Source organism: Sphingomonas tabacisoli, from assembly GCF_042678385.1.
In the GTDB taxonomy this organism is placed as follows: Bacteria; Pseudomonadota; Alphaproteobacteria; order Sphingomonadales; family Sphingomonadaceae; genus Sphingomonas_B; species Sphingomonas_B tabacisoli.
The window spans coordinates 293,266-307,366 of record NZ_JBHUDY010000002.1; the positions used below are offsets into that span (position 1 = coordinate 293,266).

Sequence of the window (14,101 nt, forward strand, 5' to 3'; positions counted from 1 at the left end):
ACATGGCAACCGACGCAGCGCGTCCCTGCTCACTCTGTTACTGGCGCGGGTTCAGCATCGGACAGGCGCCGCTGGTGCTTTTCGATCGCTATGAGGAGGAAAAAGAACATCAACACCAAAAAGCCGCCAAAAACATAAAGCGCCCAACCGAACGAGGCTTTGCCCTCTGAAACTCCAAGTTCGATCGCGCTGCGCTCTTGAGCGGCCTCTTCCGCATATTGTTGGCGACGAGAGGTAAGCAGGTCGAAGAAGCGGTCCTGGAACGCTCGGAACACTTGCGTGTAAGAAGCAACGCCCTTCGGCAGTTGCATCGAACAAACACGTTCCTGATACGGGATGGCGACAGGGCGTCGCACCGGGCAACCCATAGGATCAGCATACCAGTCGGAACACGCCATGCTGTAGCGATCCCACCCACTGCGATATTCTGTCCGAACTCGATCGACATTGTTGCAGGTCTGCACTTTTGCCGCCGACCGGTAACGCTCCAGCCGCTTGACGGTCTCTGGATTGCTTGCCGCCGCTGTCATGGTGGTGAGGAGCGTATCTAGATCGGCCAAGTCCTCGCTCGCGTTAAGCTTGCCTTGCGCAATCCGTGACAAGCGGTCCTGGCTTTGAACGAACGCATCATCGAACTCGTCTTGCGACAGCGACTTATCTTCCGGCCGCTTGAAGCGCTCGAACTGTGAACGATAAAGGCCGAAATAGCTTTTCACGAACTGGCCATAAGCGCGATGCTCTTCTGCGCTCGCCTTCGCCTCTTGGGCCTCCGTAGCAATCGGAAGCGTCTGGGCAGGAACGACAGCCTCAACCAGTTCGGGCGCGGAGACCTCCGCCTTTTTTTCGACGACCGAATCGGGGGAGCGGCTAATCTTGTACAAGGCCACGCTGGCCAACCAGACAGCATACAAGATTAGAAGCGTCGCCAGCAGCAGCACAACGCCGCGCAAAATGCGCAGATAAATATATTCGGCGCGATTGAGCAGACGCGCGACCTTCAGCCCGAATCCGGGCGTTTCCGTGTCGTCCATGAACTTTCCCCCTGTTAGGAGGAGCTTAGCGCCTAGTTCCGGTAACGCAATAACCGCATCCGACTTCCCGCTAAGTCGTTTTGTGGTGCTCGGCTTTCACCCAGCGGACAGTGCCGGTGCTCGCGCGCATGACCACGCTTTCGGTTGTCATGGTGCCGCCCTTGCGCCGCTTCACGCCGTCGAGCAGCGAGCCGTCGGTCACGCCGGTCGCGGCGAAGATGCAATCGCCCTTGGCCAGTTCGGTCAGGTCATAGACCTTGTTCAGGTCCTCGATGCCCCATTTGCGGGCGCGGGCGCGTTCGTCGTCGTTCCGGAACAGGAGACGGCCCTTGAACTGGCCGCCGACGCAGCGGAGCGCCGCGGCCGCCAGCACGCCCTCCGGCGCGCCGCCCGATCCCATATAGACGTCGATCGTCGTATCGGGATTGGTGGTCGCGATCACGCCGGCCACGTCGCCGTCCGGGATCAGCATGATGCCGCAGCCGACTTGGCGCAGCTCCGCGATCAGCTTTTCGTGGCGCGGCCGATCGAGCACGCAGGCGATGATCTCCTTCGGCTTCACGCCCTTTGCGGCGGCAATCGCGCGGACATTCTCGGACGGGCTCTTGTCCAGGTCGATCACGCCTTCGGGATAGCCGGGGCCGACCGCGAGCTTTTCCATGTAAACGTCGGGCGCGTTCAGCAGGCAGCCATGCTCGGCGATAGCAAGCACGGCGAGCGCGTTCGGCCCGGCCTTGGCAGTGATGGTCGTGCCTTCCAGCGGATCGAGCGCGATATCGATCGCCGGGCCCTCGCCCGATCCAACCTTCTCGCCGATATACAGCATCGGCGCTTCGTCGCGCTCGCCTTCGCCGATCACCACCGTGCCGTCGATGTCGAGCGTGTTCAGCGCCGCGCGCATCGCCTCGACCGCCGCCGCATCCGCCGCCTTCTCGTCGCCGCGGCCGATCAGCGTCGAAGCCGAGATTGCCGCCGCCTCCGTCACGCGGACCATTTCCAGCACCAGCACGCGATCCAGATTGTGGCTATGCGAAACCATCGAAGCTATATCTCCCAGAGTTGGCGCGGCGATAGGCGAGGGATGTTGCGATGTCGAGAATGGCGGCGCTGATCCTGATCATGATTGCCGCCGCGGCCGCGGCCGCCGACGACCCGATCGAAACCTATCTCGACAAGACCAGCGCCGGCCCGCGCTGCAAGGCGCCGGCAGGCGGCGACATCATGGTCTGCGGCCGCCGCGACGCGGACCGCTACCGCGTTCCGTTCGTCGTGCCGACGCCCGGCGATCCGAAGATGCGCGGAGTCCACGAGGAACGCGCCGGCCTGATCGCAGAGACAAGCCCTTGCGACCGCAAAGGCCCGTTCCTGGTCGGCTGCGGTGCCATCGGCGTGACGGTCAGCACGAAGATCGGCGGCGGCAAAGTGGAGTATCGCCCGCTTGCGCCTTGATCTTTCAACGCTCGTTGGGTGGGAAACTGCCCTTAAGTTCACAAACTTCCAGGGATGAGGCGCTTTTTTCGTGAAGTTATGCAGGATTTCCGTTCTACCGCAGTGACTTGATCGAAAATAGGAAATGGCGAACCGTGGACGTTCCGCGACGAACGGCGATCGCCGCGTGGGGAGCGAGGTCGGGCATAGGCGAGGCTCGGTCATCCACGAGTGTATGCCTGATCAGCCACCATGTAGGACAGCTTTGTCTGCAATGGGTGGAGAGCGGACGTTTAGCCCCTCTCCCGCTCCGCGGGAGAGGGCGACTCGCGCCTGCGGGCGCGAGCGGGGTGAGGGCGCTGGGCGCGGTGCTGGACACAGGCCCTCACCCTCCCAAGCCTGACGGCTTGGGCCCCTCCCTCTCCCGCAGGCGGGAGAGGGGCTTACGTCCGCAATGGGTCGTTAGCTGCCCCTCGCTTTTACCCCGCTTCAATCCAGAATATGCATCAGCATCGGGCGCCCACGTATGCTGGGGGAGCCTTCGAGCCTCTCCAGAGCCTGGGCGATGTTGCGTTCGGGGCTTTCGTGGGTGACGATCGCGACCAGCACGCCGCCGTCGCCCTGCGCGCCGCGCTGGATCAGGCTTTCGATCGAGACGTTCGAATCGCGCATGGCAGCGGCGATCTCGGCAAGCACGCCGACCTTGTCCTCGACGGTGAAGCGCAGATAGGCGCGGCCGCGGCGCTCGCCGGCGTCCGCGGCGAGGCGGGCGGCCAGCGAGGCGACCGGCATTGCGAACGCCGGCCCATATTCGCCGCGCGCGATGTCGATCAGGTCGGCGACGACGGCGCTTGCGGTCGGGCCGTCGCCGGCGCCGCGCCCTTCGAACAGCAGCCGGCCGACGAAATTGCCTTCCGCCACCACCGCGTTCAACGATCCAGCGACGTGCGCCAGCGGGTGGTTCAGCGGCACCAGATGCGGGTGGACGCGCTGGAACAGCCCGTCGCCCAGCGTCTCCGCATAGCCGAGCAGCCGCACGCGAAAGCCCAAAGCCGCCGCCTCGGCAATGTCGGCCGCAAGCACATGCCGGATGCCGGTGATCTCCACCGAATCGAAATCGATCTTGGTTCCGAAGGCGAGGCTGGCGAGGATCGACAGCTTATGCGCGGCATCGACGCCGTCGATGTCGAAGCTGGGATCGGCCTCGGCGTAACCAAGCGCCTGCGCCTCGGCGAGCACCTCGGCAAAGTCGCGGCCTTCTGCCTCCATCGTCGTCAGGATGTAGTTACAGGTGCCGTTGAGGATGCCGTAGACATGCGCCAGCTCGTTGGCCGCGGCGCCTTCGCGCAGGCCCTTAATGACCGGGATGCCGCCCGCCACCGCGGCTTCGTATTTGAGCGCCACGCCCTTCGCTTCGGCGGCGCTGGCCAGTTCAAGGCCGTGATGCGCGATCATCGCCTTGTTGGCAGTGACGAAAGCACGGCCGGCGGCGATGCTGTTGCGCGCGAGGGCAAGCGCCGGCCCGTCACTGCCGCCGATCAGCTCGACGACCACGTCGACGCCCGCCAGCGTCGCCAGCGACCCGGTATCGTCGACCCAGCGGAACGGCGAGAGATCGACACCGCGATCCTTGGCTCTGTCGCGCGCGGAAATGGCGACGACTTCGATCGGCCGGCCGGCGCGCCTTGCGATCAGGTCGCGGTTGGTTTCCAGCAAGCGGACGACGCCGCCGCCCACGGTGCCGAGGCCGGCAAGTGCGATCTTCAGGGGTTCAGTCATTTCGGAACCGCGCTAAAGAGCCGTGGTGCCAAGTCAATCTCCGACCATCCTGATCCTCGCGGGCAAGCGCGAGGGAAAGCTCGATCCGCTCGCCGAAAAGGCCGGCGTCAGCCACAAGGCCGTGGTGCCGATCCGGGGCAAACCGCTGATCCAGTGGGTGCTGGAAGCGGCCGAGGCTGCCTGGCCGGGCGGCCCGATCCTCGTTTCGATCCATGATCCGGAGGTCGTCGCGCATCTGCCGATCGTGCAGCGGCTGAAGGAAGAGGGACGGCTTCGCTTTCCCGAGGCGCAGCACGGCATTGTCGAAAGCGTCGAAACGGCTGCGGCGGGCGAAGACGCCTTCCCGTTGCTGATCACCACCGGCGACAATGTCCTCGTCACCCCCGAAGCGCTGCGGCGCCTGCATGACGAGGCGATGGCGGCGGGCGCCGGCGCGGCGCTGTCGCTTGCCACGCGCGAGCAGATTCTCGCCGCGCATCCGGAAGGACAGCGCCGTTTCTACGAGTTCAAGGACTTGGGCGTAAGCAACTGCAACGCCTATTGGCTGCGGGACCGCGAGGCGCTGCGGGCGGCGGAGAGCTTCCGCGGCGGCGGCCAGTTCATCAAGACGCCGGGCGCGATCCTGAAGGCGTTCGGCCTCTGGAACCTGATCGGCTTCCGCCAGAAATGGTGGACGCTCGACAAGGCGATGGCGAACCTGTCGCGACGCTTCCGCGTGAAGATCGCGCCGGTGTTCGTCACCGACGGCGCGCTCGCCGTCGATGTCGACAACGAACGGACCTACAAGATCGCGGAAACGCTGCTGGAGAGCAGGAAGCCTAATGGTTGAGGTGGCATTGCTCCAGAACCGTCCATCCCGAGCGAAGTCGAGGGACGCACTGCCTTGCGGGCGCGGGCGAGAACCAGGTGCGTGTCTCGACTTCGCTCGACATGGACGGCTTTGGTGAGCGGCTTGCCCTTCCTCCGCGGCCGCTTCTTCATCGCCCGTCACGGCGAGACCGTGTTCAACGCCGCCGGCCGCATGCAGGGCGATGCGATGGACACGCCGCTCACCCGCGCCGGCTTCGCGCAGGCCGATGCGATGGGGGAGGGGCTGGCGCATTTCCTCGGCGATGGCTCGCGTCCCGCGCATCTCTGGGCCTCCCCTTACGGCCGTGCGCTGCAGACGCTGGCGATCGTTTGCGAGCATATCGGCGAGGACTGGCACCGGGCCCGCCGCGACGCGCGGCTGTCGGAAATCAATGTCGGCGGGTGGGGCGGGCGCAGCTATGCCGAGATCATCGCCGAGCAGGGCGACATCATGGACCGGAGCGTCGGCCTGTTCGCCGTTCGCCCGCCCGAAGGCGAATGGTATGACGAGATCGCCGCGCGCCTGACCTCCTGGCTCGGCCAACATGGGAGCGACGACGGCGACAAGCTCGTCATCATGCACGGCATGTCGAGCCGTGTGCTGCGCGGGCTGATGACCGGCCTCGGCGCCGACGCGCGCTGGGGCGCCCCGATCGCGCCGAGCCTGCCGCAGGGATCGATGGTGATGATCGAGGATGGGGTGGAGCGGGTGATTCACCTGGGCGCGGGGCACGCGCCGGCGTGAAGCTCTCGGCGCAATCGCTCAAAACTCCGTTCGGGCTGAGCCTGTCGAAGCCCTCTCTTTCTTTGATGGTTCGCCGAAGAAAGAAGGGAGGCCTTCGACAGGCTCAGGCCGAAGGGAGTTGGGGACGGGCTTCGGTTCTAGCTGGATTAGCCTTCGCCACACCCGCTCTCTCGCGCGAAAATCTGGGCATATTCGAACGCTGGGGCGCGTTCCGCGATGCCCGACCGCCACGCTGCTTCGCGATCGCCGAACCGGTCCGCGCGACGCCGGCCAACGCCGGGTGGCGCCCGTTCGCCAGCGTTGCCGTCTGGCCGACGCTCCACGCCCGCAACCAACTCCACATCCGGCTTCGCCGTGCGCGCCCGCAAGGCAGCCGCGTCATGCTCAGCATCGGCGGCAAGCGCTTCGACCTGATCGCAGGCGGCGCCGACGCCTGGTCGCCCGACCCGCGCGCCGATGCCGCGATCGTCGCCGCGATGCGCAGTGCCGAAAGCATGACCGTTTCCGCCGCAGGCTTCGGTGACACCTACCGCCTCCGCGGCGCCGCCACCGCCATCGACGCCGCCACGCTCGGCTGCGCGCGTCACTGACCCTCGTAAAATCGCCGCATTCGCCTTACATGGGCGCGCCATGACCCCGACCATGCAGATTCCCGGCCATATCGATCCCGTCCCCGTGCCGCGCGCCGCGCCCGCGCGTGCCGACGGCCGTGTCGATCTCGTCGGGCTGTCCAAGGCCGAAATCCGTGCCGCGCTGGCCGATGCCGGCCTCGACGAGCGGCAGGCGAAGCTGCGGGCGAAGCAGCTCTGGCACTGGATCTACAATCGCGGCGTCACAGATTTCGCGCTGATGACCGACATCGCGAAGGCGCAGCAGCCCTGGCTCGCCGAGCGGTTCGTGATTTCGCGCCCCGAAGTCGTCGAGGCGCAGGTCTCCACCGACGGCACCCGCAAATGGCTGCTCCGCTCGGATGACGGGCAGGACTATGAAATGGTCTTCATCCCCGATGCGGACCGGGGAACGCTGTGCGTGTCGAGCCAGGTCGGCTGCACGCTCAACTGCCGCTTCTGCCACACCGGCACGATGCGGCTGGTGCGCAACCTCACCGCCGGCGAGATCGTCGGCCAGGTGATGCTCGCGCGCGACGGTCTCGGCGAATGGCCGAGCCAGCCGGAAGGGCGTCTGCTCACCAACATCGTCATGATGGGCATGGGCGAGCCGCTTTATAATATCGAGAATGTCCGCGACGCGCTCCGCATCGTGATGGACGGGGACGGCCTCGCGCTGTCGAAGCGCCGCATCACGCTCTCGACCTCGGGCGTGGTGCCGAAAATGGCGCAGGCGGGCGAGGAGATCGGCGTGAACCTCGCTGTCTCGCTCCACGCGGTGACCAAGGAAGTGCGCGACGAGATCGTGCCGCTCAACCGCAAATACGGCATCGAGGAGCTGCTTCAGGCCTGCGCCGATTATCCCGGCGCCAACAACGCCCGCCGCATCACGTTCGAATATGTGATGCTCAAGGACAAGAACGACAGCGACGCCGACGCGCGCGAGCTCGTCCGCCTGATCCGCAAGTACAAGCTGCCGGCCAAGGTGAACCTGATCCCGTTCAACCCCTGGCCCGGCGCGCCCTACGAATGCTCGGACCCGGAGCGGATCAAGGCGTTTTCGAACATCGTGTTCGAAGCCGGCATCTCCGCCCCCGTCCGCACCCCCCGCGGCCGCGACATCATGGCCGCCTGCGGGCAGCTGAAGTCGGCAGCAGAGAAGAAAAGCCGGGCGGAGCTCGATCGGCTGGCTGAAGAGAAGCTGGCGGCGCTGGGCTAGAAGAAAAGGATTGTTCGCGCGGAGGCGCAGAGGCGCGGAGAGTTCGGCGTTTCCGTGTTCTTTCCGGAGAAGCCGGCCCATTCCTATATTAGCTTCGCCAACCCTGCGACTTATACTCGATCTCTCTGCGCCTCCGCGCCTCTGCGCGAACCAATCTCTCTTTCCTCTTGCAACTCATTCGCATTTGCAAAGATAATCCACAGCGCGAGGTTGAACGCTTAACCGTTCCAGCCTAAGCGGCCCGCGGACTCATCTTCCGGGAGGCACGCATGGCTCGGCACAAGATCGCACTCATCGGCGCTGGCAATATCGGGGGCACGCTCGCGCATCTGGCATTGACGCGCGACCTTGGCGACGTGGTGCTGTTCGACGTCGTCGAGGGCGTGCCGCAGGGCAAGGCGCTCGACTTGAACCAATGCGGCCCGGTCGAAGGCAAGGACGGCAACCTCAAGGGCGCCAACGATTATGCCGACATCGCCGGCGCGGACGTCTGCATCGTCACGGCCGGCGTCGCGCGCAAGCCGGGCATGAGCCGCGACGACCTGCTCGGCATCAACCTGAAGGTCATGAAGGCGGTCGGCGAGGGGATCAAGGCGCACGCGCCGAACGCCTTCGTCATCTGCATCACCAACCCGCTCGACGCGATGGTCTGGGCGCTCCGCGAATTCTCAGGGCTCCCGCACAACAAGGTCGTCGGCATGGCGGGCGTGCTCGACTCGGCGCGCTTCCGTCATTTTCTCGCCGAGGAATTCGGCGTGTCGAAGCAGGACGTGACTGCCTTCGTGCTCGGCGGCCATGGCGATACGATGGTCCCGGTCATCGAATATTCGACGGTGGCAGGCATCCCGATTCCCGCGCTGATCGAGATGGGCTGGTCGACCAAGGAAAAGATCGACGCGATCGTGCAACGCACCCGCTCGGGCGGCGGCGAGATCGTCGCGCTGCTGAAAACCGGCTCCGCCTACTACGCGCCGGCGACCAGCGGCATCGAAATGGCCGAGGCTTACCTCAAGGACAAGAAGCGGCTGCTGCCCTGCGCCGCCTATCTGGACGGCCAGTACGGCCAGAACGGCCTTTATGTCGGCGTGCCGGTGATCATCGGCGCCGGCGGCGTCGAAAAGATCGTCGAGATCAAGCTGAACGACGCCGCCAAGGCGAACTTCCAGACCTCGGTCGACGCGGTCAAGGAACTGATGACCGCCTGCGCAGGGATCGACTCCAGCCTGAAAGCATAACGTTCCCCGGCGCAGGCCGGGGCCCATTCGCGATCCGGGGATGAACCCGGCCTTCGCCGGGAACGCAGAGGAACGGTTACAGCATGAGCATTCTCGTCAACGCGAATACCAAGGTGATCACGCAAGGGTTCACCGGCGCCCAGGGCACGTTCCATTCGGAACAGGCGATCGCCTATGGCACCAAGGTCGTCGGCGGCGTGACGCCGGGCAAGGGCGGCACCACGCATATCGGCCTGCCGGTGTTCGACACGGTGGAGGAAGCGGTCGCGAAGACTGGCGCCGACGCCTCGGTCATCTACGTGCCGCCGCCCTTCGCCGCCGACTCGATCCTGGAAGCGATCGACGCCGAAGTGCCGCTGATCGTCTGCATCACCGAAGGCATTCCGGTGCTCGACATGGTGAAGGTGAAGCGGGCGCTGTCGGGCTCCAAGTCGCGGCTGATCGGCCCGAACTGCCCGGGCGTGCTGACGCCGAACGAGTGCAAGATCGGCATCATGCCGGGCAACATCTTCAAAAAGGGCTCGGTGGGCGTCGTCTCCCGCTCGGGCACGCTCACTTATGAGGCGGTGTTCCAGACCTCGAACGCCGGCCTGGGCCAGACCACCGCGGTCGGCATCGGCGGCGATCCGGTCAACGGCACCAATTTCATCGACGTGCTGGAGCTGTTCCTGGCGGACGACGAGACCAAGTCGATCATCATGATCGGCGAGATCGGCGGCGACGCCGAGGAGCAGGCCGCGCAGTTCCTGATCGACGAGGCGAAGAAGGGCCGCAAGAAGCCGACCGTCGGCTTCATCGCCGGCCGTACCGCGCCCCCGGGCCGCCGCATGGGCCATGCCGGCGCGATCGTCTCGGGCGGCAAGGGTGGCGCCGAGGACAAGATCGCGGCGATGGAAGCCGCCGGCATCCGCGTGTCGCCGTCGCCGGCCGAACTCGGTGAGACGTTGCAGGCGCTGTTGAACGGGTAAGCGCGACCCCATCTAGAGGGGCGAGGTATATCATGGGTATCGAAGGCCAATCATTCGACGTCGAGGGCGTTTCGCCCTCTTTCGTCGAGGCGCTCTATCGCAGCTATGTCGTGAACCCCGGCTCGGTCGAACCGAGCTGGCGCGACTTCTTCGCCGGGCTCGAAGCGAGCCAGGACGGCCCAAGCTGGAAACGCTCGAACTGGCCGCCGGCCGACACCGACGCGCTGACCGCCGCGCTGGACCCTACCCAGAGCGCGATCCTGCCCAAGCCCGACGCGAAGAAGGCCGCGCCTGCCGCCGCCGCGCTCCCGAGCGAGGACGTGATCGCCCGCGCCGCGGCGGATTCGATCCGCGCGATGCTCCTGATCCGCACCTACCGGGTGCGCGGTCACCTTGCGGCGCAGCTCGATCCGTTGGGCCTGGTCAAGCGCGAGTTGCCGGCCGATCTCACGCCCGAATATCACGGCTTCTCCGGAACCGATCTCGACCGTCCGATCTACCTCGGCGGCATGCTCGGCCTACAGACCGCGACGGTGCGCGAGATCGTCGAGATTCTCCGCCGCAATTACTGCGGTCCGGTCGGCCTCGAATATATGCACATTTCCGACACGGAGGAACGGCGCTTCCTCCAGGAGCGGATGGAGGGCAAGGACAAGGCGATCGAGTTCACGCCCGAGGGCAAGAAGGCGATCCTCGCCGCCGTGATCCGCGGCGAGCAGTACGAGAAATTCCTCGCCCGCAAATATGTCGGCACCAAGCGCTTCGGGCTGGACGGCGGCGAGGCGATGATCCCCGCGCTGGAAGCCGTGATCAAATATGGCGGTGCGATGGGCGTGCGCGAGATCGTGTACGGCATGGCGCACCGTGGCCGCCTCAACGTGCTCGCCAACGTGATGGCCAAGCCGTTCCACGTCATTTTCCACGAATTCTCGGGCGGTTCGGCCAACCCGGAGGATGTCGGCGGCTCGGGCGACGTCAAATACCATCTCGGCACCTCCACCGACCGCGAGTTCGACGGGATCAGCGTACATATGTCGCTGGTGCCGAACCCGTCGCACCTTGAGGCGGCCGATCCGGTCGTGCTGGGCAAGACGCGCGCGACGCAGTCGATGCGCGACAATCTGGACAAGCACGATCAGGTGCTGCCGGTGCTGATCCACGGCGACGCAGCCTTTGCCGGCCAAGGGATTGTCTGGGAATGCCTCGGCTTCTCCGGCATCCGCGGTTACAATACCGGCGGCTGCGTCCACTTCATCATCAACAACCAGATCGGCTTCACGACGAGCCCGCAATTCGCGCGCTCCTCGCCCTATCCGTCGGACGTGGCGAAAGGCGTGCAGGCGCCGATCTTCCATGTGAACGGCGACGATCCGGAAGCCGTGACGTTCGCCTGCAAGATGGCGATCGAGTTCCGGCAGCGTTTCGGCCGCGACATCGTGATCGACATGTGGTGCTACCGCCGCTTCGGCCACAACGAAGGCGACGAGCCGAGCTTCACCCAGCCGCTGATGTACGCGGCGATCAAGGATCATCCCGGCGTCAGTGCCATCTATTCGGCGAAGTTGAAGCAGCAGGGGGTGATCGACGACGGTTTCGCCGACCAGACCGCCCAGGCTTTCGTGGCGCATCTCGAGGAAGAGTTCGAGGGCGCGAAGTCGTATCTGCCGAACAAGGCGGACTGGTTCGCCGGCCGCTGGTCGGGGCTCAACAAGCCCGCCGATGCCGAAACCGCGCGCCGCAACGTCGAGACGGGCATCGACCGCAAGCTGTTCGACAGCCTCGGCCGCACGCTCACGACCGTCCCCGAAGGCGTGAACGTCCACAAGACGCTGGCCCGCATTCTCGATGCGAAGCGCGAGATGTTCAAATCGGGCGCAGGGCTGGATTGGGCGACCGGCGAGGCGCTCGCATTCGGCAGCCTCGTTACCGAAGGCTATGGCGTGCGCCTGTCCGGCCAGGATTCGGGCCGCGGCACCTTCAGCCAGCGCCACGCCGTCTGGGTCGATCAGCAGACCGAGGCGAAATACGTGCCGCTCGCGACGCTGCCGCACGGCCGCTTCGAAGTGCTCGACTCGCCGCTCTCCGAATATGGCGTGCTCGGCTTCGAATACGGCTATGCCGGCGCCGACCCGAAGACGCTGGTGCTGTGGGAAGCGCAATTCGGCGATTTCGCGAACGGCGCGCAGATCCTGATCGATCAGTTCATCGCGGCGGGCGAGGCCAAGTGGCTGCGCGCCAACGGCCTCGTGATGCTGCTGCCCCACGGCTATGAAGGCCAGGGGCCGGAGCACAGCTCGGCGCGGCTGGAGCGCTATCTGCAGCTCTGCGCGCAGGACAATATGCAGGTCGCGAACTGTACCACGCCTGCCAATTACTTCCACATCCTGCGGCGCCAGATGCTGCGCCCGTTCCGCAAGCCGCTCGTCATCATGACGCCCAAGTCGCTGCTGCGGCACAAGATGGCGGTGTCGTCGACCGAGGACTTTGTCGGCGCGAGCCATTTCATGCGCATCCTGTCCGATCCTTCGGCGCCGGCCGATGCGGACGTGAGGCGGTTGGTGCTCTGCACCGGCAAGGTCGCTTACGATCTGATCGAGGCGCGCGATGCTGCCGGCGACAAGAACACGGCGATCGTGCGGCTGGAACAGCTCTACCCCTTCCCGGGCGAGCCGCTCACGGTCCGACTGAAGCGCATGACAAACCTCGAAGAGGTGGTCTGGGCGCAGGAAGAGCCGAAGAACAACGGCGCCTGGTTCTTCGTCGAGCCGTTCATCGAGCAGTCGCTGCACGATGCCGGGGTGAAGCCGAAGCGCGCGCGCTATGCCGGCCGCGCCGCCAGCGCTTCGCCGGCGACCGGCCTCGCCAAGCGTCACGCGGCCGAGCAGGGAGCACTGATCGCCGAGGCGCTCGGCCATAATGTCCGCGAGGAAATCCGTCGCACCCGTTCCGGCGGCAGCACGACCGCCAAGGCGCCGAAACAGGCGCCCGCCAGCTAAAGGACGAAAACATGGCAACCGAAATCAAGGTCCCGACGCTGGGTGAATCGATCACCGAGGCGACGATCGGCGAATGGCTGAAAAAGCCAGGCGATCCGGTGAAAGCCGACGAGCCTGTCGCAAGCCTGGAAACCGACAAGGTAACCGTCGAAGTGCCCGCGCCCGCCGCCGGCGTGATGGGCCAATATGCCGCCCAGGTCGGCGACACGGTGCAGGTCGGCGCCCTGATCGGCACGATCGAGGAAGGTGGCGCAGCGGCTGCGGCGTCGGCAACCGCCGCGGCTCCAGCTGCCGCCGCGCCGACGCCTGCGCCGGCCGTGACCGAAGAGCCCGCGGGCGATCTTACGCTGTCGCCTTCGGTGCGTCGCCTCGTCCTCGAGCACGGTCTCGACCCGACCCAGATCAAGGGCACCGGCAAGGACGGCCGTCTGACCAAGGAAGACGTGCAGCAGGCCGTCGACGCCGCTCAGGCCAAGCCCCCCGCGGCGCCTGCCCCCGCACCGGCCCCGACGCCGGCTCCCGCGCCGTCGCCCGCCGGCGAGCGGCGCGAGGAACGCGTCCGCATGACGCGCCTCCGCCAGACGGTCGCGAAGCGCCTCAAGGAAGCGCAGAACACCGCCGCGATGCTGACGACGTTCAACGATGTCGACATGAGCGCGGTGATGGAAGCGCGCACCCGCTACAAGGACCTGTTCGAGAAGAAGCACGGGGTCCGGCTCGGCTTCATGGGCTTCTTCGTGAAGGCGGCGGTGCAGGCGCTGCGCGACGTGCCGGCGGTCAACGCGTCGATCGAAGGCGAGGAAATCGTCTATCGCGACTATGTCGACGTCTCGGTCGCCGTTTCCGCGCCGAACGGCCTCGTCGTCCCCGTCGTCCGCGACGCGCAGGACCTGTCGGTCGCCGGCATCGAAAAGACGATCGCCGACTTCGGCAAACGCGCCAAGGACGGCACGCTGAAGATGGAAGAAATGAAGGGCGGCACCTTCACGATCTCCAACGGCGGCGTGTTCGGCTCGCTGCTCTCGACGCCGATCATCAACCCGCCGCAGAGCGCCGTGCTCGGTCTCCATCGCATCGAGGACCGCCCGGTCGTCCGCGACGGCCAGGTCGTGGTGCGCCCGATGATGTACCTGGCGCTCTCCTACGATCACCGCCTGATCGACGGCCGCGAGGCAGTCACGTTCCTCGTCGCCTTGAAGAACGCGATCGAGGACCCCACACGCCTGCTGATTGATCTCTGAGG

General features: G+C 65.8%; 12 protein-coding genes. 9 read left to right on the plus strand and 3 right to left on the minus strand.

What is annotated here, in order from left to right:
- Positions 1 to 29: 29 nt before the first annotated feature.
- Positions 30 to 1,031 carry a hypothetical protein gene (locus ACFSCW_RS14595; protein WP_380890712.1) on the minus strand — a complete coding sequence of 334 codons (1,002 nt, stop codon included), beginning with the start codon at positions 1,029 to 1,031 and terminating at the stop codon, positions 30 to 32.
- 70 nt (positions 1,032 to 1,101) lie between these two features.
- Entirely contained in the window at positions 1,102 to 2,070 is a 969-nt protein-coding gene (glpX, locus tag ACFSCW_RS14600) for a class II fructose-bisphosphatase (protein ID WP_380890714.1), read from the minus strand.
- Between the two features lie 59 nt (positions 2,071 to 2,129).
- On the opposite strand from glpX, the gene ACFSCW_RS14605 reads away from it, so the two are divergent.
- Positions 2,130 to 2,480 carry a hypothetical protein gene (locus ACFSCW_RS14605; protein ID WP_380890715.1) on the plus strand — a complete coding sequence of 117 codons (351 nt, stop codon included), beginning with the start codon at positions 2,130 to 2,132 and terminating at the stop codon, positions 2,478 to 2,480.
- Positions 2,481 to 2,948: 468 nt separating this feature from the next.
- Here ACFSCW_RS14605 and ACFSCW_RS14610 read toward each other — a convergent pair whose 3' ends face one another.
- Positions 2,949 to 4,238, minus strand: coding sequence for a homoserine dehydrogenase (locus ACFSCW_RS14610; protein WP_380890717.1), 1,290 nt, complete (start codon positions 4,236 to 4,238; stop codon positions 2,949 to 2,951).
- Between the two features lie 25 nt (positions 4,239 to 4,263).
- On the opposite strand from ACFSCW_RS14610, the gene ACFSCW_RS14615 reads away from it, so the two are divergent.
- The 8 genes from ACFSCW_RS14615 to odhB all read left to right on the plus strand — a co-directional run bounded on the left by ACFSCW_RS14615 (position 4,264) and on the right by odhB (position 14,099).
- Entirely contained in the window at positions 4,264 to 5,067 is an 804-nt protein-coding gene (locus ACFSCW_RS14615) for a nucleotidyltransferase family protein (protein WP_380890720.1), read from the plus strand.
- A 114-nt stretch (positions 5,068 to 5,181) separates the two neighbouring features.
- Positions 5,182 to 5,832, plus strand: a complete 651-nt coding sequence (locus ACFSCW_RS14620; RefSeq protein WP_380890722.1) for a histidine phosphatase family protein — start codon at positions 5,182 to 5,184, stop codon at positions 5,830 to 5,832.
- A 65-nt stretch (positions 5,833 to 5,897) separates the two neighbouring features.
- The gene (locus tag ACFSCW_RS14625) at positions 5,898 to 6,422 is read left to right on the plus strand and encodes a hypothetical protein (RefSeq protein ID WP_380890725.1); all 525 of its coding nucleotides are present in this window, start codon (positions 5,898 to 5,900) and stop codon (positions 6,420 to 6,422) included.
- 52 nt (positions 6,423 to 6,474) lie between these two features.
- Positions 6,475 to 7,659 carry a dual-specificity RNA methyltransferase RlmN gene (gene rlmN / locus ACFSCW_RS14630; protein WP_380891281.1) on the plus strand — a complete coding sequence of 395 codons (1,185 nt, stop codon included), beginning with the start codon at positions 6,475 to 6,477 and terminating at the stop codon, positions 7,657 to 7,659.
- 269 nt (positions 7,660 to 7,928) lie between these two features.
- Positions 7,929 to 8,894 carry a malate dehydrogenase gene (mdh, locus tag ACFSCW_RS14635; RefSeq protein WP_380890727.1) on the plus strand — a complete coding sequence of 322 codons (966 nt, stop codon included), beginning with the start codon at positions 7,929 to 7,931 and terminating at the stop codon, positions 8,892 to 8,894.
- Between the two features lie 83 nt (positions 8,895 to 8,977).
- Positions 8,978 to 9,862, plus strand: a complete 885-nt coding sequence (gene sucD, locus ACFSCW_RS14640) for a succinate--CoA ligase subunit alpha (RefSeq protein ID WP_380890729.1) — start codon at positions 8,978 to 8,980, stop codon at positions 9,860 to 9,862.
- A gap of 32 nt (positions 9,863 to 9,894) precedes the next feature.
- Complete coding sequence (locus tag ACFSCW_RS14645) at positions 9,895 to 12,858, plus strand: 2-oxoglutarate dehydrogenase E1 component (RefSeq protein WP_380890731.1); 2,964 nt, start codon at positions 9,895 to 9,897, stop codon at positions 12,856 to 12,858.
- Positions 12,859 to 12,869: 11 nt separating this feature from the next.
- Positions 12,870 to 14,099 (plus strand): 2-oxoglutarate dehydrogenase complex dihydrolipoyllysine-residue succinyltransferase, encoded by a 1,230-nt coding sequence (odhB, locus tag ACFSCW_RS14650; RefSeq protein WP_380890733.1) that lies wholly within the window; start codon positions 12,870 to 12,872, stop codon positions 14,097 to 14,099.
- Positions 14,100 to 14,101 lie beyond the last annotated feature (2 nt).